This window comes from Paenibacillus sp. TCA20 (genome assembly GCF_000732325.1).
In the GTDB taxonomy this organism is placed as follows: Bacteria; Bacillota; Bacilli; order Paenibacillales; family Paenibacillaceae; genus Paenibacillus; species Paenibacillus urinalis.
On sequence record NZ_BBIW01000007.1, the window covers coordinates 247,826 to 272,737 of the forward strand.

At 49.0% G+C, this 24,912-nt stretch carries 18 protein-coding genes and 18 tRNA genes; 6 read left to right on the top strand and 30 right to left on the bottom strand.

What is annotated here, in order from left to right; all coding sequences use genetic code 11:
* Nucleotides 1–3: 3 nt before the first annotated feature.
* Nucleotides 4–840, bottom strand: coding sequence for a MurR/RpiR family transcriptional regulator (locus TCA2_RS15435; RefSeq protein ID WP_047912493.1), 837 nt, complete (start codon nt 838–840; stop codon nt 4–6).
* Between the two features lie 214 nt (nt 841–1,054).
* On the opposite strand from TCA2_RS15435, the gene TCA2_RS15440 reads away from it, so the two are divergent.
* Nucleotides 1,055–2,017 carry an N-acetylglucosamine kinase gene (locus TCA2_RS15440; RefSeq protein WP_047912494.1) on the top strand — a complete coding sequence of 321 codons (963 nt, stop codon included), beginning with the start codon at nt 1,055–1,057 and terminating at the stop codon, nt 2,015–2,017.
* A 161-nt stretch (nt 2,018–2,178) separates the two neighbouring features.
* Nucleotides 2,179–3,099 carry an N-acetylmuramic acid 6-phosphate etherase gene (gene murQ / locus TCA2_RS15445; protein ID WP_047912495.1) on the top strand — a complete coding sequence of 307 codons (921 nt, stop codon included), beginning with the start codon at nt 2,179–2,181 and terminating at the stop codon, nt 3,097–3,099.
* 60 nt (nt 3,100–3,159) lie between these two features.
* Here murQ and TCA2_RS15450 read toward each other — a convergent pair whose 3' ends face one another.
* The 9 genes from TCA2_RS15450 to TCA2_RS15490 all read right to left on the bottom strand — a co-directional run bounded on the left by TCA2_RS15450 (nt 3,160) and on the right by TCA2_RS15490 (nt 14,537).
* The gene (locus TCA2_RS15450) at nt 3,160–5,235 is read right to left on the bottom strand and encodes a methyl-accepting chemotaxis protein (protein WP_047912496.1); all 2,076 of its coding nucleotides are present in this window, start codon (nt 5,233–5,235) and stop codon (nt 3,160–3,162) included.
* 154 nt (nt 5,236–5,389) lie between these two features.
* A complete protein-coding gene (locus TCA2_RS15455; protein WP_047912497.1) occupies nt 5,390–6,043 on the bottom strand; it encodes an amino acid ABC transporter permease in 654 nt (217 codons plus the stop codon).
* A gap of 91 nt (nt 6,044–6,134) precedes the next feature.
* Nucleotides 6,135–6,977, bottom strand: a complete 843-nt coding sequence (locus TCA2_RS15460) for a transporter substrate-binding domain-containing protein (RefSeq protein ID WP_047912498.1) — start codon at nt 6,975–6,977, stop codon at nt 6,135–6,137.
* A gap of 298 nt (nt 6,978–7,275) precedes the next feature.
* On the bottom strand, nt 7,276–8,301 hold the full coding sequence (locus TCA2_RS15465) for an aromatic ring-hydroxylating dioxygenase subunit alpha (protein WP_047912499.1): 1,026 nt from the start codon (nt 8,299–8,301) through the stop codon (nt 7,276–7,278).
* Nucleotides 8,302–8,349: 48 nt separating this feature from the next.
* Nucleotides 8,350–9,387 (bottom strand): BMP family protein, encoded by a 1,038-nt coding sequence (locus TCA2_RS15470; RefSeq protein WP_047912500.1) that lies wholly within the window; start codon nt 9,385–9,387, stop codon nt 8,350–8,352.
* A gap of 24 nt (nt 9,388–9,411) precedes the next feature.
* Complete coding sequence (locus TCA2_RS15475; RefSeq protein ID WP_081872544.1) at nt 9,412–10,992, bottom strand: ABC transporter ATP-binding protein; 1,581 nt, start codon at nt 10,990–10,992, stop codon at nt 9,412–9,414.
* Between the two features lie 43 nt (nt 10,993–11,035).
* Nucleotides 11,036–11,974 (bottom strand): ABC transporter permease, encoded by a 939-nt coding sequence (locus tag TCA2_RS15480; RefSeq protein ID WP_047912501.1) that lies wholly within the window; start codon nt 11,972–11,974, stop codon nt 11,036–11,038.
* Nucleotides 11,967–13,112 (bottom strand): ABC transporter permease, encoded by a 1,146-nt coding sequence (locus TCA2_RS15485; RefSeq protein ID WP_152557761.1) that lies wholly within the window; start codon nt 13,110–13,112, stop codon nt 11,967–11,969. Before TCA2_RS15485 ends, TCA2_RS15480 begins: the two co-directional genes overlap by 8 nt.
* 30 nt (nt 13,113–13,142) lie before the next feature.
* Nucleotides 13,143–14,537: an amidohydrolase family protein gene (locus TCA2_RS15490; protein ID WP_238546413.1), complete on the bottom strand. Its 1,395-nt coding sequence runs from the start codon at nt 14,535–14,537 to the stop codon at nt 13,143–13,145.
* A 298-nt stretch (nt 14,538–14,835) separates the two neighbouring features.
* Here TCA2_RS15490 and TCA2_RS15495 point away from each other — a divergent pair, with 298 nt between their 5' ends.
* The 3 genes from TCA2_RS15495 (at nt 14,836) to TCA2_RS15505 (ending at nt 19,287) form a co-directional block, all read left to right on the top strand.
* Nucleotides 14,836–16,521 (top strand): PucR family transcriptional regulator, encoded by a 1,686-nt coding sequence (locus tag TCA2_RS15495; protein WP_047912502.1) that lies wholly within the window; start codon nt 14,836–14,838, stop codon nt 16,519–16,521.
* Between the two features lie 108 nt (nt 16,522–16,629).
* Nucleotides 16,630–18,069: a serine hydrolase gene (locus TCA2_RS15500; protein WP_047912503.1), complete on the top strand. Its 1,440-nt coding sequence runs from the start codon at nt 16,630–16,632 to the stop codon at nt 18,067–18,069.
* Nucleotides 18,070–18,111: 42 nt separating this feature from the next.
* The gene (locus TCA2_RS15505) at nt 18,112–19,287 is read left to right on the top strand and encodes an acyl-CoA dehydrogenase family protein (RefSeq protein WP_238546414.1); all 1,176 of its coding nucleotides are present in this window, start codon (nt 18,112–18,114) and stop codon (nt 19,285–19,287) included.
* A gap of 76 nt (nt 19,288–19,363) precedes the next feature.
* Here TCA2_RS15505 and TCA2_RS15510 read toward each other — a convergent pair whose 3' ends face one another.
* Together TCA2_RS15510 and TCA2_RS15515 are read right to left on the bottom strand one after the other, a co-directional pair.
* The gene (locus TCA2_RS15510; protein WP_238546415.1) at nt 19,364–20,926 is read right to left on the bottom strand and encodes a uracil/xanthine transporter; all 1,563 of its coding nucleotides are present in this window, start codon (nt 20,924–20,926) and stop codon (nt 19,364–19,366) included.
* Between the two features lie 82 nt (nt 20,927–21,008).
* On the bottom strand, nt 21,009–21,839 hold the full coding sequence (locus tag TCA2_RS15515) for an ankyrin repeat domain-containing protein (RefSeq protein WP_338000040.1): 831 nt from the start codon (nt 21,837–21,839) through the stop codon (nt 21,009–21,011).
* Between the two features lie 120 nt (nt 21,840–21,959).
* Between TCA2_RS15515 and TCA2_RS15520 the strand changes: the two genes are divergently transcribed.
* Entirely contained in the window at nt 21,960–22,853 is an 894-nt protein-coding gene (locus tag TCA2_RS15520; RefSeq protein ID WP_047912505.1) for a LysR family transcriptional regulator, read from the top strand.
* A 281-nt stretch (nt 22,854–23,134) separates the two neighbouring features.
* On the opposite strand, the gene TCA2_RS15525 is transcribed toward TCA2_RS15520, so the two are convergent.
* From TCA2_RS15525 to TCA2_RS15610, 18 genes are all read right to left on the bottom strand, one after another.
* Nucleotides 23,135–23,205, bottom strand: a tRNA-Gly gene (locus tag TCA2_RS15525).
* A 13-nt stretch (nt 23,206–23,218) separates the two neighbouring features.
* Nucleotides 23,219–23,292 (bottom strand) — tRNA-Pro (locus TCA2_RS15530).
* Nucleotides 23,293–23,338: 46 nt separating this feature from the next.
* Nucleotides 23,339–23,415: transfer RNA gene (locus tag TCA2_RS15535), tRNA-Arg, on the bottom strand.
* A gap of 6 nt (nt 23,416–23,421) precedes the next feature.
* A tRNA-Gly gene (locus TCA2_RS15540) sits at nt 23,422–23,496 on the bottom strand.
* A gap of 8 nt (nt 23,497–23,504) precedes the next feature.
* Nucleotides 23,505–23,591: transfer RNA gene (locus TCA2_RS15545), tRNA-Leu, on the bottom strand.
* Nucleotides 23,592–23,609: 18 nt separating this feature from the next.
* A tRNA-Lys gene (locus tag TCA2_RS15550) sits at nt 23,610–23,682 on the bottom strand.
* Nucleotides 23,683–23,691: 9 nt separating this feature from the next.
* A tRNA-Gln gene (locus tag TCA2_RS15555) sits at nt 23,692–23,766 on the bottom strand.
* 21 nt (nt 23,767–23,787) lie between these two features.
* Nucleotides 23,788–23,863: transfer RNA gene (locus TCA2_RS15560), tRNA-His, on the bottom strand.
* Between the two features lie 17 nt (nt 23,864–23,880).
* Nucleotides 23,881–23,966: transfer RNA gene (locus TCA2_RS15565), tRNA-Tyr, on the bottom strand.
* Between the two features lie 11 nt (nt 23,967–23,977).
* Nucleotides 23,978–24,053: transfer RNA gene (locus TCA2_RS15570), tRNA-Thr, on the bottom strand.
* Nucleotides 24,054–24,100: 47 nt separating this feature from the next.
* Nucleotides 24,101–24,177 (bottom strand) — tRNA-Asp (locus TCA2_RS15575).
* Between the two features lie 11 nt (nt 24,178–24,188).
* Nucleotides 24,189–24,262 (bottom strand) — tRNA-Met (locus tag TCA2_RS15580).
* A 10-nt stretch (nt 24,263–24,272) separates the two neighbouring features.
* Nucleotides 24,273–24,345: transfer RNA gene (locus TCA2_RS15585), tRNA-Val, on the bottom strand.
* Nucleotides 24,346–24,368: 23 nt separating this feature from the next.
* A tRNA-Glu gene (locus TCA2_RS15590) sits at nt 24,369–24,440 on the bottom strand.
* Nucleotides 24,441–24,473: 33 nt separating this feature from the next.
* Nucleotides 24,474–24,565, bottom strand: a tRNA-Ser gene (locus tag TCA2_RS15595).
* Nucleotides 24,566–24,613: 48 nt separating this feature from the next.
* Nucleotides 24,614–24,686, bottom strand: a tRNA-Asn gene (locus TCA2_RS15600).
* 4 nt (nt 24,687–24,690) lie between these two features.
* Nucleotides 24,691–24,766, bottom strand: a tRNA-Ala gene (locus tag TCA2_RS15605).
* A 24-nt stretch (nt 24,767–24,790) separates the two neighbouring features.
* Nucleotides 24,791–24,867: transfer RNA gene (locus TCA2_RS15610), tRNA-Ile, on the bottom strand.
* Between the last annotated feature and the right edge of the window lie 45 nt (nt 24,868–24,912).

A 24,912-nucleotide genomic window follows, 5' to 3' on the forward strand; every position in this document is an offset into this window, starting at 1 on the left:
AGACTACCTTCTCAGCGCCCTCCTGCTCTCCTCCAGATACTTGACCGACTGCTCGTAATTCTTGCTGGCTACACAGAGATACAAAATATCAATCAGATTAAGCTGAGTCATCCGGGAACCCATAGCAGCGCTTCGAATTTCACTCTCTGTGGATGATGTGTATAGAGGTACGGTCGCCAGCTTGCTCAGCTTGGAATGACCGTACTTGGTCATGCTGATCACTTCTGCCCCCCGCTCCCGAACCAGCTCAGCAACACGAAGCACTTCTTCCGTTTCACCCGAATAGGAAATGCAGACAGCTACATCATCTTCTGTCATTGTGACCGCGGAAGTGAGCTGCTGATGCGGATCAGCGAAGGAGAAGCTCATCTTGTTAATTCTTAAAAATTTCTGCTGTGCATCCATGGCTATAAGGTTAGAAGCTCCCACGCCAAAAAAATAAATACGCCTTGCCTGATCCATTAAAGAAACGGCCCGCTCCACCATCGCCTCGTCCATAATCTTCAGCGTATCCCGGATGGACTGAATATTGTTGTTCGATACGCTTCGAATCATCGCAGATACACTGTCATTCGGTCTGATCTCCTGATAGCCTGCCTGCTCATCCGACTTCTGCAAGTCACCAGCCACTTTAATTTTCAGATCCTGATAGCCTTTGAAGCCGATCGTTTTGCATAGGCGGATGATCGCTGCCTGACTTGCACCGCTCTTCGCTGCCAGCTCGGCAACGGAGAGCTCGATGATCTCGCCAGGCTGCTGCAGAATATAGGCCGCGATCTTACGCTCCGAAGGATTCAGTGTTTCATAGGCTTCCTTGAGACGAACCAAACCACCATTCATGAGAGCAGTCCCACCTCCATTTTCAATATGATATGTACATATGTGTTAGATAAACTAACACAATTCGTTCCCTATCCTCCCAAATATGTTTGGATTGATAATATTATATGAGTTGTAAAATATAATTTCAATAATAATTTATTTACTTAAAATTTTATTTTACAATCTGGAAATTATGACCTATACTAAATAAAAAATGAGAAGGGGTGAAGCGGTGAATGTCTTTATTGGCGTAGATGGTGGCGGTTCCAAAACCGAAATAATAACCATGTTAGAAGATACATCTATTCTCGCTCAATTCCATGGCGGGCCAACGAACCCCTATACAACTTCACCTCTTGAAGCAGCCAACGAGCTGAACAGATTGCTAGAAACAACCCTCACTTTTATTAATGATCACTCACTTTTATGTAATGGTATTTGTCTTGGGATGTCAGGTATACACTTGGATGAAGAGAAGAATGCACTTATCAATCAGGTTACTCAATGCTTGGAGCGCAAATCCTCCTCCGCTCCAATTACGGTTTGTACAGAGGGGGAAATATCTCTCATGGCGGCATCAGGGGAGCATACAGGCGTGCTCGTGATCGCCGGAACAGGCTCTATTGTTTATGGATTCACAAGAGAGGGAAGCATTCACCGTACAGGAGGATGGGGACACCTCCTTGGAGATGAGGGCAGTGGTTATCAGATCGGCCTACAGACCCTTCAAGGGATTATGAGAAGTTATGATCGAGTCACCCCGCCTACGTTACTCACCTCCCTCGTTCAAGAAGACTGTCGATTAAACGAGATTACAGAGCTCCGCACCTTCATCTATCAACAACCCTTTAGTAAGAAGACCATCGCTTCTTATGCTGAGCTGTGCATCCGCGCCGCTGAGGAAGGAGATCCGCTTGCAGACAGCATACTTAGATCTCAGGCCGCAAGTCTGGCCGACACAACCACCGCTCTTCTACATTCTCATCCTGATCTCCAGCAAGAAGTGATCGCTATGACAGGCTCTATCTTCCTCCATTCCTCTATATATAGAGCACACTATGAGGCATCCTTATGTACGATCTTCCCCCACCTTCGTATGATCACAGGCTCGGCAGATAGACCGCCAGCCTATGGCGCAGCACTGATTGCACAACAGCGGTTCTACCCGGATCAAGGAGTCTATGGACTCGTATAGTATGGTGAAATACCGCGTGAGTCTGCCTTGCCGTTACTTACAAACGAAGGTTCATTAATATAGAAAAGCTTGCAATCAAGATGCCCCTTATATAAACGAATAACACCAATCATTTTCTAATCTAGAATTGGGGCCAGGAGCGAAGGAGGCCGTACCTTATTATGAATCATCTAAGCCATAAACTTAGTCAGTTGATTACTGAACAGCCCAATCCGAGAACAGACCATATTGATCAGCTGGATTCCATTGAAATCATGAAGCTCATTAACGATGAGGATCAGCTAATCGCTAGGGTAATCAGACCGCTTATACCGCATATCGCAAAGGTTGCCGATTGTATAGTAGAGACCTTTGAACATGGTGGACGTTTATTTTATGTCGGTGCCGGTACCAGCGGCAGAATCGGCATCCTTGATGCATCCGAGTGCCCTCCCACCTACGGTACCGATCCGTCACTCATTCAAGGGCTTATCGCAGGAGGCTTCGAGGCCGTACGAACACCTGTGGAAGGCGCTGAGGACAGCGAGCAAGGGGGCAGAGAAGATATGCAATCCCATCAGGTCGGCCCGCACGATGTTGTGATTGGCATTGCGGCAAGCGGCAGAACACCTTATGTGCTGGGTGCCATGAAGGAAGCCCGCACTCTGGGTGCTCTTGTAGTCGGACTCTGCAACAACCCCAATTCAGCCATGAAGCCGCTGGCAGATTATATGATTGAAGCTGTAACCGGACCCGAGGTCATTATGGGCTCCACCCGAATGAAGTCCGGGTCCGCACAGAAGCTTATACTCAATATGCTGACGACGACAGCCATGATCCGCTCCGGTAAAGTATACCGGAATTTGATGATTGATCTTAACCCTTCCAATGAGAAGCTGGTCGATCGTGCCAAACGCATCATCAAGCTGGCAACCGGAGCCTCCGAGGAGCAGATCAAGGATGCCTATATCGAATCAGATGGCCATGTCAAGACCGCCATTGTTATGATTATGACCGGTTCAGACGCATCCTCAGCGAGGAAGCTGCTCGCTTCATCCAAAGGCTATGTTCGTAAGGCGATTGACAGCACTCCCACTTCATAAGAAAAGAGCGCCCCTCTATCCTTAGCACTAAGGAATAGATAGGTGCTCTGTCATTTCAATCTATAATTTGAAACGCTGAATAATCTCCTGAAGCTCATCCGCTATATTCGATAAAGTTGCTGCAGAAGAAGCGACCTCCTGCATGGCTGCCAACTGCTCTTCCGAAGCAGCAGACCCTTCCTGTGCGCCAGCGGATATCTGATCCGAGATCGCTACAGCGACCTCAAATGATTCACCGACATGGACCATAGAGGCATCCATCTGCCTCGAGGCTGAGGATACTTCCTCCATCTGAGCGGCAACCTCTTTAATAGAGTGCAGAATCACTCTGAACCGCTCGCCTGCCTCCTGGACTGTAGCGATCCCTTTCGTAATTTCTTTAGATGCCGTGCCCATCGATGCTGTCGCAGCTCCTGTTCCCTGCTCCATTTCATGGGTCAATTTAGCAATTTGTGCTGCAGAAGCGGCCGATTGCGCTGCCAGCTCCTTCACTTCGTTCGCTACAACAGCGAATCCCCGCCCATGCTCACCTGCTCTTGACGCTTCAATTGAAGCATTCAGCGATAAAATATTCGTCTGTTTAGCGATATTCGTAATGACTTCAACAATCTTCCGTATCTCTAATGATTTATCTCCGAGCCCTTGAATCACCTCATTAAGGTCACCCGCTGAAGCACCGATCTGATCCATTTGATGCTTCGCTTGATCGATACTCGTCATACCGGCCTGGGACTCTTCAGATACCTGTTTGGCTGCCAGAGTCACTTCTCCAGCTTGGTTTGTAATAGCTCTTACACCGCGGGACATCTCTTCAACGAGCTGCTTGGCTTCGCCAAGGCTTTGATTGGAATGAATCGTTCCCGTTGCCGTCTCCTGCATAATAGTGGCCAGCTGTTCTGTTGCCCTTGTTGTCTGCTCGGAGCTTGCCGCAAGCTGCTGAGAGGACGCTGCAAGCTGATGCGACGTTTCACTTACTTCTCCGAGCACAGCACGAAGAGAACCGGTCATCCGATTAAAACCTTCCGCCAGAATGCCGTATTCGTCTCTGCGCTTCACGGATAGATCTATCGTCAAATCTCCATTTCCAATATCACGGGATGCTCTGACCATTGCCTGTATCGGGCGATGCAGGCTGCGGATCATTAGAATCATAAGCCCCAGACCCATAATGGCAGAAATGCCAAGCACGATAATCAGCGCGTTAAGAATCGGACGAGAAGCTTCATCCACTTCGGCATAATCCATTTCTGCGATGAGCTTCCATCCTGTACTCGCATGTGTATTAAAGAAGGCATATTTCTCTGCATTTCCTAAGGCATAACTCAGATCCCCATTATCCTGTGCGAGCGCAGAATCTGATAGTGTCTCCAGCGCACTTGTTCCTGCATTAAAACGGGAGTGCACCAGATAATTGCCGTCACCATCTACCAAATACACGATACCCGTTTCTCCAATATGTACATCATTCACTGTAGAAGTCAGTGCTGCCAGGCTGATCTGCATGCTTGCTACCCCTTGACCATCTGATAATGCTCTGGCCAACGTTACAACTACATTACCTGTCGAGCTCGATTTATAAGGCTTCGTTACGATAACCTCTTCACTGCTTTGAGCATCCTGATACCAGGGCTGATCTGTCACAGATTCATTCATTCCATACATCGGGGCTTTCATCTGCTGGTCTCCGCGAGACGATACGATGACGAGAGATTCAACCTGAGGGTTGGCATCCTTCAAATCATCCAACAGCCGCTGGGCCTGAGGACTTTGATTGGCAATTTGCGCCGCATTCGTCTGTCTTGCTAACAAATTGATATTTGCCTTCTGACTGTCAATCAAGGAGTCAATCTGCTTGCTGACAAGGGCGAGGGATTGCTCCATTGTCTCCTGATCCGACTTCCGAATCTCTGAATCAGCCGTATTATAAGAAACCCAGAAGATCGCTATACTAGGCAGGAACAGGAAGAGTAGGAATGCTGCAATCAACCTTACTCTAAAAGACAACAAGCTCTTCTTTTCTCTGCTACCCTTTTCCATTCTGTGCTTCTCATTACGGTTATCTTCCTTGTTCTTCTTTTCTTCACTTTTGTTCCCCAGCTTCACTTTTGCTAAGCTTTTTTTCAATAATTCCTTCAAAGAAAAAGCCCCCCTTTCTACGATATGTGTGGTTTATGCAGCTCGTTCATGCATCAATGAGGATGACGTCAACTGCATACTGTCTATAAAAAAAGACAGAACATTTTATCTATCGGCAATTGGAGGCTGAGATGTTATACATTTTCTGAAATTTTCATTTTAGTTTACATTCAATGTAAGATAACAGCTTGCTAAGCAGATATGTCAGTATAAAATAAATCAACGCAGCCGTTAAGTACGGCTCCCAGATCGCATAATATTGGCCTCTCATCGCGTTGCTCCAGAACATAATTTCCTGAACGGAAATGATCGCAAGCAGCGAGGAATCCTTGACCAGTACGATGAATTCATTCCCGAACGCCGGAATCATGCGCTTTATAGCCTGAGGCATGATGATATAACGCATCGTCTGGTAGCGGTTCATTCCGGAGGAGTAGGCTGCCTCAAACTGTCCTTGATCGACGGATTGAATTCCTGCTCGATAAATCTCTGCCATATACGCGGCAGAATTCAGCGTCATGGACAAGATTCCCGCTGTGATCGCATCCGTGCTCCCATAGAACATCGGCACAACACCAAAGTGAACAATCAGAATTTGAACATAAAAAGGCGTTCCACGAAAAAAGTTGATATAGAGACTCGCAGGCCAGTTCAAATACTTCGGCTTCGCCATTTTTCCGAAAGAAATAAACAATCCCAGGACAGCACCAAGCAGAATGGAAACGATAGAGAGTCCGATCGTCAGAAGCATACCTTTCAGGATTAATGGCAGATATTCCACGATAATATCAAATCTAAAATTATCCATGAGCTGCACTCCCTTATTTAATATGGGCAACAAGAAAAGCATGAGTCCGCACATACCGCTGACCCATGCTTCCTGGTTCCTGCCTGTGCGCTTACTCTGCTGCCTTATCCAATTCTTCCATCAATCGGGTTAAATCCGGTTCATCTCCAAACCACTTTTTATATACCTCGGCATATTTCCCATTATCAATGACCGCCTTGATCGCAGGATCCAGCTTTGCCTTCAGCTCCGAGCCTTTAGGATACAGAATGCCGTAGTATTCGGAATCAAAGTTCTCCGGATCGAGGATGCTCTCGAACGCTTTATCCGGATTGTTCTTCATGTACTCCTGCACGATCGCTACGTCCGCCACCGCAGCATCTACACCGCCGCTCTCAAGCTCCATGAAGGCAAGGACATTACTCTCAAATTTCTTAAGGCTGCTGTTGCCCTGGCCCATGATCTCCGTCATCAGTGTATCGGCCGTTGTAGCGCCCTGGACCGCAACCTTCATATCCTTCAGATCCATTGCACTCGTTATACCGGCTCCTTCTTTGAACAGAATCATGTTCGTCGATTCGAAGTAGGGCAGGGAATAATCATACGTTGCTTTACGCTCTTCCGTGATGGATACACTGGATATCCCAGCGGCAAATTCAGTCCCCTGCTGGACACTGGTCAGCATCGCATCCCAGCCTGTATTGCTAAGCTCATAATCAATGCCTGCTTCGGCCATCACTTCCTTAAGAAAATCAATATCAAATCCGGTAATCTCGCCCTTATCCATAAATTCCATTGGAGCATATGCCGCATCCGTCGCAATTTTGATAATCTCAGATGATTCCTCTGCCGCTCCAGCTCCTCCAGCTCCTGTCGTAGCGCTCTCTTCATTGCCACAGGCCGTCAAAACTATCACAAATAAAGCAATTAACATAACACCGATTCTCTTAATCATATGAACCCTCCCTATAGGAATCCAGTAATATAAACAGATTCTATCAACAGATCCATAGATTAACAACACATTTTATTGCATGCGTCAATAAACATAACATATAAGTATTGTTTTAATCGTGATTTAGCTCACAAAAAGCCTCGCTGAGGAGCCAGGAGGCTTTTGTTTCTCTCTATATTTTGAAGCTGGCATAGTGAACCTGTATCCTTCTGAATGGTGTTTCTGTTTATTCATCCGTATTAGTCTACTGAATCAATTTCATAGCACCATGAAATTGATTTACTGTTGTACTCATATCTCAAGTCGTTCCAATCCGCACACCCATCTGATTAATCCAGCGGCGGTAAGCCACCGATAACAGATCGGCTTTATGATTCAGCTCTGCCTGCAGATCCAGCGGCAATAACTCGGGCTTCTGGGTTTCAATAATCCACTTGTCCTGCTCGAATACAGTATCCTGAAAATCAATGAACTGCTGATCATCCACCTCATGCGCATAATTGCGAGATACCGGCATATACACGATGCACTCCTGCTCTGACACCGGCAGCACAGTCAGCATAATCCATAGCGTCTGCCCCGTCGCCTGATCTTTCTTGGATAAACGGGCTGCAAGCGGTCTAAACACCTCCTTTACATAGACATAAGTGGTTCCTTCACGATGCTCTGATCCGGAATGGGCAACCGGCTGGAAGATCGGCACATCTCCGGTATACACCCGGTCCGGTTCCTTAAACACCTCAAAGTCCGGCAGCTCCGAATAATCCGGGTGACCAAGCAGGCCGCCATGCACATACATCAGGTGGGCAAAGTCCGTAAAGTTCTCGATAACTCTCGTCCCTGCGGCCTTGACATGATACGGACCACATACGAGCGGCCGATATTCCGGATTCTCAAATTCCTCGAAGCTGGGCAAATCAGTCCTTGGCTCGCCGATACACACCCACACGATACCGAATTTCTCCTGGCAATGATACTTGGTCGCCTTTGCTCTCGGCGGAATACGGTCACTCTTTCCTTGAGCAGGGATACATACGCATTTGCCGTCCGAATTGTACTGCCATCCATGATAAGGACAGACCAGATTCTCATTCTTGTCTACCCAGCCTTTGGACAGCATCGCTCCGCGGTGAACACAGAGATCACGCAGTGCATGCACACCTTTGCTTGACCGGTAAACCGCGACGCGCTCCTCCAGCACGATAGCGGATACCGGCTTGTCAGCCAGCTCGTGTGATGCACATACCGGATGCCATTCGTTCTCAAGCACCGTATCTGACAGGGCGGATGAACCTAACGGTTTAAGCAGTTTTTGATCAATCATCGTTATCCTCTCCCGTTTCCATATTCTTTTCTGCCTGTTCCATCACCACTACTCGTTTTGGACCAAAATCTCACCGCTCTTCAAGGCGTCGATCGTAGCCTGAACCTGATCCTTGATTTCCGGCGTCATTTTCTCCTCAAACCCATGGTAGGGACTCATGTATACCGCGCCTTCTTTCACACCCAGTGACATCGGCTCTGCCTTCATCGTTCTCTCCATAATGGATTTGACCGCAGCCGTCATCGCTGTTGGATAATCTTGAATCACACTTGTAATGACGGTGTCCGGAGCAACGGGGTTTAAATCTTCATTGGACCCGATCGCGAGTACACCCTCCTGCTTGGCAGCATCAATACCGCCCATTCCCGCCTGATTTGCATTGGTCATGACGACGTCTGCTCCCTTTTCGATGAGGGAGATTGCGGTCTCCTTGGCTTTTGCAACATCATCACTGGACCCCGTCATGGTCGTCAGGACGTTAATATCAGGAACAGCTGCCTTCGCACCCTCTTCGAACCCTTTGACAGAGTTGGTAATGGGCGGAATCTCCTGCCCACCAATCGCCGCTACTGTCCCCGATTCAGACATCAAAGCCGCTACCGTTCCCATCAGATAACCCTGCTCCCGATTGTTGATACTGATGGAAGCGACATTCGGGCTTTGACTCACCGTAGCGCTGGTAACCAAAAACCAGGTATCTGGATACTCCCCGGCAACAGACATCATGGGTTCCGCGAATTCAAATCCATGACCGATGACGACGTCATATCCATCTGTCCCATACCCACGAATAAACTCCGCCATATCAGACTGGGCAACCTTCTCGGAATACTGCACTTCCGCACCAAGCTCGCTCTCCATCTGCTTGAGCCCTTTATACGCCGTGGCATTCCATCCGTTATCATTTACTGGACCCGGCGTGAGCAGAGCGACCTTAAGCGGCTGATTCGCTTCTGTAGCAGCGGTACTGGAGCCTGCCGCTGCCTCCTCGCTCTGCCCGCTTTCTGCAGCACCGCCGCACCCTGCGAGCAGAACAGCAACAGCTAGGATCAACGTACACAACAAGTGGAATCGTCTATTCAACATTTTTGTGAATCCCCCTTTAATTGATTAATCCATCATCCCGGCCATGCTACGGCCGATTCGTTCTCGCGTTGCCTCTTCCCTGCTCACCATGTCCACAATCCGGCCTTTGAACAGAACAGCGATCCGGTCTGAGAGTGACATCACCTCTTCAAGCTCTGTGGAGATGAGCAGAATGCCAACTCCCCGATCTCTCTCCGCCAGAAGCCGCTTATGTACATATTCCGCTGCTCCTACATCCATTCCGCGGGTCGGCTGCATCGCAATGAGCAGCTTCGGATTCAGCATCAGCTCTCTGGCCAGAATGACTTTTTGCTGATTGCCTCCTGACAGCTGACCGGCCGCACGCTCGCTTGAGGGGGTTCTGATATCAAACTCCTGCACGGCTTGCTCAGCGGTCTTCCTTATCGCTCCCTTGCGCAGCATGCCGAATTTGCTGAAGATGGATGACCTGTACTGCTTCGCAATTAGATTCTCCCCAATGCTCATGGGCAGCATGAGCCCTTCCTTGTGCCGATCCTCGGGAATGTAACCTACACCTTGCTCGGTCATGTATCGGGGATGCAGACGCTTTACAGGCCTGCCGTCAAGCTTGATCTCTCCACTTGACAGTTCCGTTAGACCCATGAGTGCCTCACTCAGCTCACGCTGGCCGTTGCCGTCTACACCAGCTATGCCGACAATCTCCCCTTCCCGTACAGTGAGTTTGATGTCAGATAACACGGGTACCTGGCTCCGCACCACCGAAAGATCCTGCACCTCAAGCAAGCAGCGCTGGCTACGGGTATAAGGACTATGCTTCAGTACTGTGACCTCTCTTCCAACCATGAGCTTTGCCAGCTCCGCAGGGGTCGTTTCCTTCATGGCCATAGAGCCTTCCATTTGTCCGGCACGCAGCACTGTCACCTGATCACAGACCGCCTCCACCTCCTGCAGCTTATGGCTTATAAAGACGATCGTTTTCCCTTGCTCCTTCAGTGACCTCAGAACAACGAACAAATCCTTGACCTCTGGTGGAGTAAGTACGGCAGTGGGTTCGTCCATAATGATGAATTCTGCGCCGCGGTATAACGTCTTCACAATTTCAACACGCTGCTGCTGACCGACAGATAATTCACTGACCCGCTTCGCGGGGTCTACATCAAGACCGTAGGCATCTGAGATCTTCTGAATCTCTGCACAAGCTCTGCGAAAATGAAACCAGGGACTCCGGCCTTCCTTAAGCCCAAGCACCACATTCTCTGCCACGGTCAATGCCGGTATCAGCATAAAATGCTGGTGGACCATACCGATTCCGATCTCCATCGCCTGCCTTGGTGAATCAAAATGGACTCGCTTACCTTTAAACAGAAGCTCTCCCTCATCGGGATGAAGAAGGCCTGACAGCATATTCATCAGCGTGCTCTTCCCTGCACCGTTCTCACCCAGAATGGCATGGATTTCGCCATACTTGATGCGGAGATCAAGACGATCATTGGCTGTGAACGATCCGAACCGCTTGGTGAGTCCTCTGGTTTCCAAAATATAATCATCACGCCCTCTGATGAGGGCTGAATATTTCGGTCCAGCCGAAGACGGTTCTATAGACTCAGAAGTGTATGACTGCATTAGTTCAGCTCCTCCTTCCGTGTATCAATCATCCGGGCACTGCTTATGCATGACGATTGGCTGCACTTTTATAAGGCTTGCCTGTCGCTGCCGGCTGTCTTGCCTTACCTGAGAACCAGGCCAGTGCAAGCATGGTCAGAAGATAAGGAAACATCAGCATGAACTGGTAAGGAATCTCAATGCCAAAGGACTGGACGCGAAGCTGAAGCGCATCAGCTCCTCCAAATAATAAGGAAGCTCCCATTGTCCCCGCGGGTGTCCAGCGGCCGAAGATGACAGCCGATAGTGCGATAAAGCCTCTGCCCGCTACCATATTCTCCGTGAATTGATTCAGAATGCCGAGTGACAGCGCACAGCCTGCAAGACCTGCGAGCATACCGCCAATGAGACAGCAGGTATAGCGAACCCGATGCACCCTGACCCCGAGCGTATCTGTCGCAAGCGGGTTCTCGCCTACAGCGCGGACCGTCAGTCCCCAGCGGGTTCGGTATAAGACAACACTTGTGATCGGAACCAGTAAAAATGCGAGGTAAGCCAGCAGATTTTGCTCAAATACAGCGGGGCCGATCCAGGGTATATTCTGCAGAAGTGGGATATGAGGCACGGGAACCGCTTCAACCTGAATTGTTTCTGTACCCATCCCCAGAAGACTCCTGCCAAAGACTGTTGTCAGACCAAGACCGAGAAGATTCAGCGCCGTGCCGATGATGACCTGGTCCGCTCCGGTCGTTACAGTCAAGAAAGCGAAGATGATACCAACCAAGCCGCAGACCAGAACTCCAGCAGCAAGCCCGGCCCATACATTACCGCCATAGTACGCACCCACCACTCCAGCCAGCGCCCCGATCAGCACCATGCCCTCCATACCGATGTTCAGAATTCCACTCTTGGACATGAACAGCACTCCGATTGCAGCCAGAAGCAGAGGTATCGAGAGCCGGATTGCGGCAGCTGCATAACTGATCCACAGCTCTTCACCCATTTTTTCCGCCTCCTGCCTTGGACAGAGACACCTTGCCCGGATGAGCTCCAGCATGCGCACCTTCGAGTTTGTGCAGTATCCATTTAGTAATTTGACGTTTGTATTTGCCGAACCAATATCTGTTGCACACCACGATGATGATCATCAGTGCCTGAATGACGAGCACGAGCGAGGTTGAAGCACCGGTCACTCGCTGCATTGCATTCGCTCCGCTCTTCATCCCTCCGAACAATAGTGCCGATACCATATTGCCGAGCGGGTGCGTATTTCCAAGCAGTGCGACCGCAATTCCTTCATAGCCATAGCCTGGGGAAAAATTTTGCAATAGCCTGTGCTGAACACCGGCAATTTCGATGTATCCGCCGAGCCCGGCGAGGCCACCGCTGACGAGCATCACCATGACCATGTTCCTTCTCACCGGCATCCCCATGACTTTGGCCGCCTGTCCATTAAGTCCTGTGGAGCGAATCTCATAGCCCCAAGTCGTCCTGTGGAGCAGGAAGTACATAAGAATGGCAACGACAATGGCAATGATAAAACCATAATGCAGCCTGGACCCGAGCAATGTCGGCAGAACCGAGCTGTCTGGAAGGGGTGCCGATTGAGGCATGCTCCCATTCGGGTCCTTCAACGGGCCTGTGACCATATAGCTGATCAAATAGATCGCAATATAATTCAGCATAATGGTATTAATGATCTCGCTTGCTCCCCGGCCTACCTTGAGCAGTCCGGCAATGCTGCCCCAGATTGCTCCGCCAAGACAGCCGCACAAGAGAGAGAGCGGCAAATGCAAGAGAAACGGAGTACCAGCCGGCATAAGCAGGGCAGCCATCGCCCCTGTAAGGGCTCCGACGTAGATCTGACCCTCTGCTCCAATATTGAACAGCCCGCTTCGATAAGCAAAGCTGTAGCTTAGGCCCGCAAATAAGAGCGGGGTTGCTTTTACCAGGGTCTCTTTGATACTGTTCACACTGCCCGCTGCTCCCTGCCAGATCAGCCCGTATGCTTCGAGCGGTGATACGCTCGCCGCAGCCATCACGAGCCCGCCTGCAACCAGAGCCAGCAGAATGGCAAATGCATAGAAGATAACCTCCATCCCCCACTCTACGATTCTGGTCACCCACCTTCGCTGTGTCATCTCATCCCCTCCTTCTATAAGAAGACGTATTTAGCTGCGAACACTATAAGCAGGATAACGGTTCATCAGCTTCTCCCTTAGCCGATCCACCCTTGCTTGTGCCCGCCTGATGATCTCCTCCTCATCAACGAGCGTACAGCGTCCGGCTTCCACAACAATCTGTCCATTCACAAACACCGTATGTACATCGTTCCCATTGGCGTTGTAAACAAGTGCAGAGGAATAACGGTGAATCGGTGCAATATGGGCTTTTTGCATATCAATAATGACGATATCCGCCTTCTTCCCAGGCTCTAGCGAGCCCAAATCCTTCTCTCTGCCCATCGCCTTGGCTCCGCCGCGTGTACCCATTTCGAGCACCTCCATTGGAGGGAGCATTGTGGAATCCAGATGATGCACTTTATGCAGACATGCCGTGAACTTCAGCACTTCAAGATTATCCTGACAGTTGTTACTGCCCGGTCCATCCGTACCCAGCGCAACATTAATGCCTGCCTTTCGCATTTCAGGCACCCTTGCAACGCCGGAGGCAAGATACATATTTGATACTGGACAATGAATAATGGATGCCTGGTGCTTAGCAAGGAGTTCAAGCTCGCCATCATCGAGCCATATTCCGTGCACCACCTGAGTCCTTGGACCGAGCATGCCGACCGCTTCGACCAGCTCCAGATTCCGAAGTCCAAACCGGGACAGCGTATTGTCAATCTGATCGCTCGTTTCGGCGACATGAATATGCGTGATCAAGTTCCGGTCCAAGCTGAATCTGGCCGCCCGTTCAAGGAATGGTCTGGAGCATCCGTACAGATTTAATGGACCCATAGCAATCTCGATACGTCCTGTTCCTTCCCCCTGCCAGCGGTCGAGCAGCGCTGCTGTACGCTCGAAGATGACGTCCTCTTCTTCTCTCAGCCTCGGCTCGTAGCTCAGATCCACTCCCCCGCGAGCCAGATGCCCGCGGATCCCTGATTCCACCATGGCCCGGAGTACATTCTCCGTGTTCTCCTCGTAGGTATGGATGTAATGGTGATCCATGATGTATGTAGCGCCTGACTTTAAATTTTCAATACATCCAATCAGTGCAGCCAAATAAAAATCCTCGGCTTCCATGGCAAGCGATCCCGGCCATATCACCTGCCGCAGCCACTCGGACAAGGGATGGTCATCTGACACGCCGCGAAGAAAGGTCTGAAATAGATGCGTGTGTCCGTTAATCAGACCAGGAATGACCGCTTTGCCCCCGGCATCTATTTTCCGATCTGCCTCCAGCAGATGACGGATGCTCCCTTCCTCCATAGGCCATGCTCCTGTCTCTACAATCTGGTCATGCTGGATGTATACATAGCCCGGAGAATACACTTCATTGTCCACATTCATCGTAAGAATCGTGCCGTTATATATAAGCGTTGTACTAATGCTGATCACTTCCCGCCTTATGTTAGTATTTATTACATTTCTGTGAATTGATCTCATCATAAAGGATTGAATATTTCATTGTCATTGGCTATAGTAGACTAAAACATTTTAAATCATTGGTTAAGATAACTATTTTCTAGAAAAAACCTAACGCATACCTGACACATATACCCAAAAAAAGTATTCTCTTCGCCTCCCAAGCTTTCTTGAAGTAACCATCTTCACTCAAGGCCCTTTCCTTTTCACCGGATTGAACTCTGATTGAGCTGTACAATTTTATATATTTGATACCTTTGGAGGTAACCTCATGAAAATATCCGATCTGCTCGACATTCCCATGCTCGCCAGCTCCCGGGTAACCGCCGGCCGCGAGGGACTTTACCGTGCTGTATACTCGGTCAATATGATGGACTCTCCCGACATCTTCGAATACTTAAAGCCTAATGAGCTCCTCCTTACTACCGGATATGCCATCAAAGACAAGCCTGAGATATTGACGCAGCTGGTCACGAGGATGGCTGAGCTGGGCTGTGCCGGACTTGGCATTAAGACAAAGCGGTATCTTGATCACATTCCTGAAGAAGCCAAGGAGGCCGCCGACCGTCTTCAATTTCCACTGCTGGAGCTGTCGCTCGACTGCGCTCTCTCCGAAGCGCTGCATCAGCTGCTGGCCCGCATTATGGAATCCCGAACAGAGGAGATGCGATATGCGCTTGAGAGCCATCGTTACTTTTCCGACATTCTTCTGGAAGGCAAAAGCCTCCAAACAATTCTGGAGGAGCTCGCAAGGCTCCTCTCCTATCCTGTACTGCTTGTAAACCGCAGCTTGGAGCCTTTCGCTACATCATCCGGATTTGGAACTGCCTATTCCTCGCTCCTGCAAAATATCTCGAACTGGCTGCCGTCGATACTGCATGAAGCCCGCTCTCCCAGCATTCCGCTGCCACCCAGCAGTGCTGTTCCTTTTTCCTATTTGCTCCAATATCCGATCCAGACGGATCAGTCCCAAGGATACCTGCTGTCCTTTACGAACCAGTATCCTGTCAGTACGCTCTCCTTGCTGACCCTCGAACAGGCAGCGAACGTGATCAGCTTCGATCTACTGAAGCGCCAGGCTGTCAAGGAACGCTCCCGCCGCTACAAGAACGACTTCTTCGGCGACCTTGTGGATGGACTGATCTCAGATAAGCAGGACCTGATTCACCGCGGGCGCAGATATGGACTCAGCGAGCAGCGCTCCTATTACTGTGTTGTGCTGAAGAAGGATGCACCTCTCCGCAGCCGCAATAGCTTCAGCTCCTATTCACCAATGCTGCCGAATGACTCCATCGGGGGGCGCACAGCTTCAATGAAGGAGGATCTGTATGAGCTCGTTAAAGGGGAATCCAAGGCAAGCGACTTCTCATTCATTCTTTTTTCCAAAAATGACGCCGTCGTCATGCTGCTTCCAGTGCATACCCTTGAGGAAGCTGCCCTTGACGAGCACCAGCTGCCTGAACGTCTTCTCGCGTCACGCCTGCAGCAGATGATTCATTCGCTCTGGTCCCAGCATGAAGTATCGCTGTCCGTCGGCGTCAGCAATACCGCAGATGAGCTGTCCCAACTGCCGCGAGCTTACCAGGAAGCACTTGATGCATTGCAGACGGGCCAGCACAGCCAGCAGCAGCGCTACGTGCAGTTCTATCATGTCAAGGAGTTATCTGACCTGTTGCGGATGCTTCCGCAGGAGGATCTGCAGGAGTTTATCAAAGAAACGTTCGCACACCTGCTCTTTCTGGAGGACAAGGAACGCGGAGAGCTATTGAAGACGCTGCGGAGTTTTTTAGATAATCACTGCCATATTGCCGATACGGCCAAGCAATTGTACCTTCACCGGAATACGGTGATTTACCGACTGGACAAATGTGAGCAGCTGACAGGCCGCTCCCTGCGCCTGCCTGCCAACAGCCTGCGCTTTCGAGCAGCGTTTTTAATGGAGGAGTTATTAAATTAATGCCCCATTATATGGGTTGTTTACCAACTTTCAATCCTATAAAATGAAACCAGTGTGGTTATATCCATTACATAAGGTCATAATCAGAATTGGAGGCTTACTTACAACATGTCTATATTCAGCACATATGTTCATAAGAAATCGATGTTTAATCGAATTTTATCAGCCATACTTGTTACCTCTGCATTACTATCACCGTCAGTAGGCATATCGCCGGTTCAGGCTGCTTCCGCAGCTGCCGCCACGACCAAGCCGGCTTCCATTACAGTCGACAGCGAGTCTGTCACGTGGGAATACGCCCCTTTTGTTGAGAAGGGAACGACCTATGCTCCCCTTAGACAGGCGGCCGCTGCTCTCGGCGGGCAAGTGAAATGGAACCAAGCCAAACAAACGGTGGAAATTTATAATCATGGCGATACCATTACACACCGTGCGGGAACCAACGTCATTCAAATCAATGACGATCGGCTCATGCTCCCTGCTCCATCGAAGAATATGAGCGGCACACTTATGATTCCGCTGCGTACCCTCTCGGATGCGATGAAAGCAGGGCTGCAGTTAACGAATACCTCTTCCCAGATGATCATCACCCTGCAATCAGATTCGTCGACGATCATGAGTAGTGATTCAGCTGCAATCGATCAGTATCTTAAGGAGACCAAATACTCAGGCATAGCGCTTGTGGCGAGTAATGGAGACATTCAATTGAGAAAAGGCTACGGATTATCGGATATCAATTCCCTTGTTCGCCCGGATCAAAAATCACGCATTGCCTCCATCACCAAAGGCTTTACAGCCGCAGCCATCATGCAGCAGGTTCAGCAGGGAAATATTTCGCTTGAAGACCCTGTTTCCAAATACGTATCCGGCATTGACCGCGGTAATGAGATTACCATTCATATGCTGCTCTCACATACTTCCGGGCTTCCTTCCAATTTTACGCGTGAGGAAGGGATTACTATGGAGGATACACTTGCGGAGATTCGTACGAAGAAGCTGATGGCAGAACCGGGTGCTGAATACCGTTACAGCAATAACGGATACATTTTACTTGCTGCTATATTGGAGCGTGTGTCGGGCAAAGAGTACGGCGCATATCTTCAAGAGCAATTCTTTAAGCCGATTGGCATGAAGAATACAGGTACGGCAACCCCTTCTACCAAAACAATGAAAGGCTATACGGATCAGAAGGGTACATGGGCCGAGGCCAGCTATTATGTTTCCCAATCCGGAACCGGTACACTGTATTCTACAGTTGATGATCTGCTGAAATGGGATCAGGCTCTACGGGGAAACAAAGTGCTGTCCGAGGAAATTCAAGAGACCATGTACACGCAATACTCTGATCGAAACTATGGATACGGCTGGATGGTCAGTGAAACAGATGAAGGCACGGTCGTATTCCATAACGGCAGTGGTACAGGCTACTCTACAGGTATTTCGCGTAATCTGGATAACGGCATAACGATCATCCTGCTCGGCAACCATGCCGGAATGGATATGACAGGCATGCTCAATCATATACAGAAGATGGCACTCAAGCTATAGACATTAATTTTAGGTCAGACCAACCGAATAGAGGTGTCACTCGTGTTTAATAAACCACAGAAGGATCATATTGAGATCATCGGAAGCATAGCTGAACAGCATATGGATAGTGCAGCAAGAGCAGATGAGCAGAATGAGCTGAACTACGCACTGATTGGAGACCTGCTGGCAGCAGGCTACCACACCTATTCTGTTCCCAAGGAGTATGGAGGGCTGGGCGTATCTCTCTCCGATTTTCTGCAGTGTCAGGAGCGTATCGCCATGGTGGATGCCGCAACAGCTCTCGCCATTGGATGGCATCATATTACGGTATTCAACGTAGGACAGAACCAGCTATGGGATGAAGCGTCCTTCCATGCTTTATGCAGAGCCGTTATATCGGAAGGCGCCTTGGTTAATGCAGCAGATTCGGAAAAGGCGACGGGAAGTCCTTCACGTGGAGGGAAGCCGCAGACCTCTGCAGAGAAGACTTCGGATGGCAATGGCTATGTGCTGACAGGGCGGAAGACATTTACGTCGCTATCAACGGCACTTCATTATTATGTCGTATCGGCCACAGATTCGGTTACTGGTGAAGTTGGTGAATATCTGGTTCATAAAGATATGCCAGGTGTAAGTATTGAGCCCACCTGGAACATGACAGGCATGCGCGGGACGGTCAGCCATGATCTTGTGCTAAACCAAGTGCAACTGCCTGAAAATGCGCTGGTTCGAAGACGCCCTGCAGGGAAGAAATCCATTCGTCCCAACGCCTACTTGCTTAACATTCCAGCCGTATATCTTGGGATCGCCCAGGGGGCAAGGAGAGAAGCGCTTCGTTTCGCTGCGGCATATCAGCCGAATAGCCTGACCCATCCCATTATCGAGCTGCCTCACATTCAGCATAAGATTGGGCAGCTCGAGATGGAGCTGACGACAGCCCGTCATTTTTTGTACAGTGTAGCGGCTAGATGGGAGCAGCTGGAGCGGCCTTTGACAGACAGCGACTTGGCCGGAATCGCTCCCGATCTTGGCGCAGCCAAGACCTTTGCCGTTCAGAATGCACTCTCTATTGTAGATACAGCCATGCGGATTGTCGGAGTTCACAGTCTGGCCAGCTCCCACCCGCTCTCACGCATGTATCGTGATGTAAGATTCGGACTCCATAATCCGCCGATGGACGACGCCGTTTATCAGATGCTGGCGAAACGCGCCATCAGTGAAGTCCACTCGAGCTAAATTTATGAATTAAAAAAGAAGCTACGACACACTGCCATCCTCTCTAAAGCCGGCATGTAATTCGTAGCTTCTTATCTTATCCCATATTATTTTTTAACTTGGCCGTTTCATATTTATCCCATCCGACCATATTCTCTAAAATAATGACAAGCACCACACCCATTACAAGTCCATTGGACAACAACGGGGTGAGCAGCGGAGGAAAGTCTCTAAAAGCAGAAATCGGTATGTTCATGATGCTTATTCCAACAAGTACAGGCAGCGCCACCCGATAGATGGTCTTCGGATTAAATACCGCGCCTTGGAACGTTCGAATGGCCGTACCGAACATTTGGAGATACGCGGCAAACAGTACTGCATTTCCAACCGTTAAGGGCAGCTGAGCCAGCCATCCGCTTAACGAAGGAAACACCCCGACGATAATAAACATCAGGGATCCAGCTAGTAGAGCCGCACGCCGGAGAACCTTTGTATTTTCCAGAAATCCGATCGAGGACGCAAACGTGCCAAAAGGAATCAATCCCAGGCATCCTCCGAGCACCGAGAATACATTGGTGAATATAAACGCTCTTTTGTATTGCCCCGGTGTTGCTGTTCGATTGAATAATTTCCCTGCAGCGGTTAGGCTCGTTAACGTATTCGTCATGTTCACAAGCCCGGCAAGCAGCCCAACCATTATAATCCCTGGCTCTAACCCAAAATTACCCCAGGGCATCCACTGCCATAGTAAAGCACTACCAGCTGAGCCCCCTGTAGAAGCAGCAGATGCAGCCGATCCTGAATTTTGACCAAACAACACCGCATAGGCTATCCAGCCAAACACAATTCCTCCAAGGAGCGAGAACTGTCCCCATTTCCCTCTGCCTTTGAGATGAATAACAGCGACCACCAGAATAATGACTAGCGATAGTCCGGCCAGGGGCAGATTCCATGTACCGCTCTGATCATAGCCGATCATGCCTTTGAAGAACGTATTAGCCAACTGAAACGTAAGCAGCAACAGATACACGCCCATGACGATCGGAGTAAACACTCGCTGCAGGATGCGGATAAAGCCGCACATCGCCAAAATAATGACCATCACACTGGACAAAATAAATCCGCTCATCAAACTCGACCCTACTGTTGCAAGATCCATTCCCATTGCAGGAGCAGACGCACAAATACTAAGCACCACTCCCCACCACACGCCGGCAGGTCCATCCATGAGCGCATATCGGTGTCCCCATATCACCTGGACGATACATAGCAGCCCCGTCAAAATAAAAGAACGCTGCATCGAAGCAGCTATTTCTTCAGGCGGTAGCCCTAACGCATGACCAATTGATAGCGGCACCATCACGGTATTCGTAAACAAAAAGAAAAGCCACTGCACACCGGCAAGCAGCACATTCAATGAGAATCTCGATTTGAGCTCCTGGAGTAAATAGCTCGGTCTGAGCTCAACACCAGATCCTTTCTGGCGTAGTTCAGAAATTGTAATCATTGACCTTAACTCCGCACTCGTTGTCTGATTCTTCTCAAGTTCGACTTCGTTTTTTTCTGCGATCTTATCCAGCTTCGTATTCAAACCTTTGTTTAGATGCTTCTCTTTATCTTTCATTTCACATTTCGTTATGGGTTTCTTATCGGTACTCATTATTAAAACCAGCTTTCAAATTTTCAATATATCCAGTTCCTTGATAATCTGTTTCTCCTGTACTTTGCAATCATTGGTCCTATTACTTAGCACCAGCCTTCTCCAGGATTGTAATCATGTCTTTAAAATCTCGGCTCTTCGCATGCGCCAGGGGCGTTACACCTTGTCCATCAGCCAGGTTTACATCCGCCCCATGTTCAACGAGCAGCTTCACAATTTGAGTGTGCCGTTCTCCGCCATCTCCTAAAATAACCGCCTCTAACAGCGCGGTCCATCCGAGATTGTTGATATGATCAATATCTACATCCGAATGCTTAAGCAGATACTCGACAATCTGGACATGACCTCGATCTGCCGCAGGTATTAATGCCGTGCCTCCGAACCGGTTCGTTAGTGTTGTGTCTGCACCTGCTTCAACCATCAGTTTCACAATCTCTGGTCTGCCTTCAGCTCCGGCATAGAGAAGAGCGTTGTCACTACGCTGATCTCGCAGGTTCAAGTCTGCCCCTTTCTGGATAAGAGCCTCTACCGTATCAGGCTTATTTCCATATGTCGCTGCAAGGATCGCCGTTCTTCCTCGATCATCCGTAACATTAATATCAATACCTTGCTCCAGCATGGTAAGAACCTTGTCGGTATCTCCAAGCTCTGCTGCATTTACAAAATCCATAGAGTTCACTTGATCATCCTCCTGACGATGATTCTTATTGTTATTTTGCTGTGCTCCTGCGTTGAAAGAAACCTCAGATTCAATGGCGCGATCAGATGTGCCCGAATTCATAGATTGATCTGCTTGTGTATCAGAAACAGGTTGTGCCTCTTGCTGAGATTTTTCTGAATTGCCATCCATTGCACAGCCTGAGATCAACATCATCATAACTAATATTGATAAGGAAGCCTGTAATAACCTCACATCATCCCTCCACCACTGTGCTATGTTTTTATGGTATCATGGGACATACTATATTAAAAATATTTAAAACCTTGCTAAAGTATAGGATTATCATATAGATAAGGATGAGGAGTTTAGTGGATGGATATTAAGCAGCTACGTTATTTTATTGCCTTGGCCGAAGAATTGCAGGTTACCTCAGCAGCGCATAGACTTCATATGTCACAGCCTCCACTGAGCCAGCAGCTGAAGCTGATGGAAACAGAACTCGGTGTCCCTTTGTTCTATCGAAACGGGAGACAATTAGAGCTTACTGCCTCAGGCAAGACGCTATATGAGCATGCGTTAACCATCACCCGCTTGATGGAAGAAGCCACAGCAGAGGTACAGGAATCGGGTCTTGGGGTCAGAGGAAAATTATCTATTGGCATCAATACACTGTCTGATGAGAAGCTGCCGAAGGTACTGAGTACTTTTCGCACCCTCTATCCGAAAGTTACCTTTAAAATTCAACAGAACGAAACCAATACACTTGCTAAGCTAATCAAAGAAAGGGTACTTGATCTAGCCATTATACGCCTTCCCATCGCACTAGAGGATTTTGACTATGAAGTACTTGGCACGGAGCCTCTATATTTTGTTACGGGAGCTCATCAAGCAAACGCAGATCCGTTAAACCATGAATCCGTGGTTTCCATCCCTTATGAGAGGGTGTCACAGTATCCATTAATCCTGCCAAGTACAGAAGGACTGGGCTTATATCACTTGATCCTGGATCAGTTTCACAGTCGAGGCCTGTCGCCTGTAATCATAGGAGAATGCTCTGATATTGGAATGCTCGTTGAACTCGTCGCTTCAGGGTTCGGCTCTTCGATCCTTCCTAGAAGCTCCTTACATCGATATAAAGGCGAACAGATCCTCACTTATCAAATTGCGGGACCTCAGGAAACGTCTAGTTCGGCTGTCATTTGGCTCAAACAGCACTACCTTAGCAAAGCTGCTCAGAAGCTCATTGGTCTGTACAAAACTTTGTGAGTCTCCTGGTGAATAGTAATTATGAGCAGTAATAAACCATCGCAGTATCATAGTGAAACAGACCTGAATTGTTTAAGACTCACAAATCTCTGGCCTCACTACCTTATCCCCGCTTCGTACACTATCCAATGCCTTGTGTGTGTTCCACATCGGGGATAAGGTTTATGGTTATCTATGCGATAGCTTGCTCCTAGCTCCGACTAGTTAATTTATTTTCTAATATATTCTAATGCTATGCACAAAAAAGCCTTCCGCATAAAGCGAAAGGCTCCTTTTAAGTAAGCGGGTGATGGGAATCGAACCCACGCTACCAGCTTGGAAGGCTGGAGTTCTACCATTGAACTACACCCGCAAAATATATGAAATCGGGATGACACGATTTGAACATGCGACCCCCTGGTCCCAAACCAGGTGCTCTACCAAGCTGAGCTACATCCCGTTACACAGATTAAGAATGATAATGGCCTGTTATCATTTCATAAAAGTGGCGCGCCCTGAGAGATTCGAACTCCCGACCTTTTGATTCGTAGTCAAACGCTCTATCCAGCTGAGCTAAGGGCGCGTATTATGGAGCGGAAGACGGGAATCGAACCCGCGACCCTCGCCTTGGCAAGGCGATGCTCTACCGCTGAGCCACTTCCGCAAAACATATGGTGCGGTCGAGAGGACTCGAACCTCCACGGCTGTTACACCACTAGAACCTGAATCTAGCGCGTCTGCCAATTCCGCCACGACCGCATATGTTATTTAAAAAAGTGAGCCATGAAGGACTCGAACCTTCGACACCCTGATTAAAAGTCAGGTGCTCTACCAACTGAGCTAATGGCTCTCATTAAAATGGCTGGGGATATAGGATTCGAACCTATGCATGACGGAGTCAAAGTCCGTTGCCTTACCGCTTGGCTAATCCCCAACAGTGATAAGGAGTAAATAATGGGGCGATCGATGGGACTTGAACCCACGAGTGCCGGAGCCACAATCCGGTGCGTTAACCCCTTCGCCACGACCGCCATATTTTTTAAAAAACTGGTGGAGGATGATGGATTCGAACCACCGAACCCTTACGGGAGCAGATTTACAGTCTGATGCGTTTGGCCACTTCGCTAATCCTCCATATGAAACTATGGTGCCGGCGAGAGGACTTGAACCCCCAACCTACTGATTACAAGTCAGTTGCTCTACCAGTTGAGCTACACCGGCGAATTGATTACCAAAACTGTATTCCAAATCAGAAGTAAACAATTAAATGGCGGAACTGACGGGATTCGAACCCGCGATCTCCTGCGTGACAGGCAGGCATGTTAGGCCTCTACACCACAGTTCCATATAATTCAATTGCGGGGGCAGGATTTGAACCTGCGACCTTCGGGTTATGAGCCCGACGAGCTACCGAGCTGCTCCACCCCGCGATATTAAGAATGGAGACTGAGGGGATCGAACCCCCGACCCTCTGCTTGTAAGGCAGATGCTCTCCCAGCTGAGCTAAGTCTCCATTATATAAAGAATAAATTAAAGTGACCCGTAGGGGATTCGAACCCCTGTTACCTCCGTGAAAGGGAGGTGTCTTAACCCCTTGACCAACGGGCCTTGATAAAAGTAATGCTTGTCCAATATGTTTAGTGGCGGAGAAAGAGGGATTCGAACCCTCGAGACGCTTGTGACGCCTACACGATTTCCAATCGTGCTCCTTCGGCCAGCTCGGACACTTCTCCGTGAGAGCTAAGTCCCCGAGAGCAAATGAATGCTCTCAGGATATTGGACTCCCCGAACAGGACTCGAACCTGTGACAACTCGATTAACAGTCGAGTGCTCTACCAACTGAGCTATCAGGGAACAATGGTGGAGCCAAGCGGGATCGAACCGCTGACCTCCTGCTTGCAAGGCAGGCGCTCTCCCAGCTGAGCTATGGCCCCAGAATACAGAAATGTTAAGTTAAATGGTGGGCCCTAGTGGACTCGAACCACCGACCTCACCCTTATCAGGGGTGCGCTCTAACCAGCTGAGCTAAGGGCCCTAATATTTAAAAAATACTGTAAAGGGCAAAAAATAACCCTAAGGG

What these genes read in the sequence shown, in the direction of transcription:
- TCA2_RS15435 (WP_047912493.1), bottom strand. Translation starts at nt 840, where the DNA reads ATGAATGGTGGTTTGGTTCGTCTCAAGGAAGCCTATGAAACACTGAAT.
- murQ (WP_047912495.1), top strand. Translation starts at nt 2,179, where the DNA reads ATGAATCATCTAAGCCATAAACTTAGTCAGTTGATTACTGAACAGCCC.
- TCA2_RS15455 (WP_047912497.1), bottom strand. Translation starts at nt 6,043, where the DNA reads ATGGATAATTTTAGATTTGATATTATCGTGGAATATCTGCCATTAATC.
- TCA2_RS15460 (WP_047912498.1), bottom strand. Translation starts at nt 6,977, where the DNA reads ATGATTAAGAGAATCGGTGTTATGTTAATTGCTTTATTTGTGATAGTT.
- TCA2_RS15465 (WP_047912499.1), bottom strand. Translation starts at nt 8,301, where the DNA reads ATGATTGATCAAAAACTGCTTAAACCGTTAGGTTCATCCGCCCTGTCA.
- TCA2_RS15470 (WP_047912500.1), bottom strand. Translation starts at nt 9,387, where the DNA reads ATGTTGAATAGACGATTCCACTTGTTGTGTACGTTGATCCTAGCTGTT.
- TCA2_RS15475 (WP_081872544.1), bottom strand. Translation starts at nt 10,992, where the DNA reads ATGCAGTCATACACTTCTGAGTCTATAGAACCGTCTTCGGCTGGACCG.
- TCA2_RS15480 (WP_047912501.1), bottom strand. Translation starts at nt 11,974, where the DNA reads ATGGGTGAAGAGCTGTGGATCAGTTATGCAGCTGCCGCAATCCGGCTC.
- TCA2_RS15485 (WP_152557761.1), bottom strand. Translation starts at nt 13,112, where the DNA reads ATGACACAGCGAAGGTGGGTGACCAGAATCGTAGAGTGGGGGATGGAG.
- TCA2_RS15495 (WP_047912502.1), top strand. Translation starts at nt 14,836, where the DNA reads ATGAAAATATCCGATCTGCTCGACATTCCCATGCTCGCCAGCTCCCGG.
- TCA2_RS15500 (WP_047912503.1), top strand. Translation starts at nt 16,630, where the DNA reads ATGTCTATATTCAGCACATATGTTCATAAGAAATCGATGTTTAATCGA.
- TCA2_RS15510 (WP_238546415.1), bottom strand. Translation starts at nt 20,926, where the DNA reads ATGAGTACCGATAAGAAACCCATAACGAAATGTGAAATGAAAGATAAA.
- TCA2_RS15520 (WP_047912505.1), top strand. Translation starts at nt 21,960, where the DNA reads ATGGATATTAAGCAGCTACGTTATTTTATTGCCTTGGCCGAAGAATTG.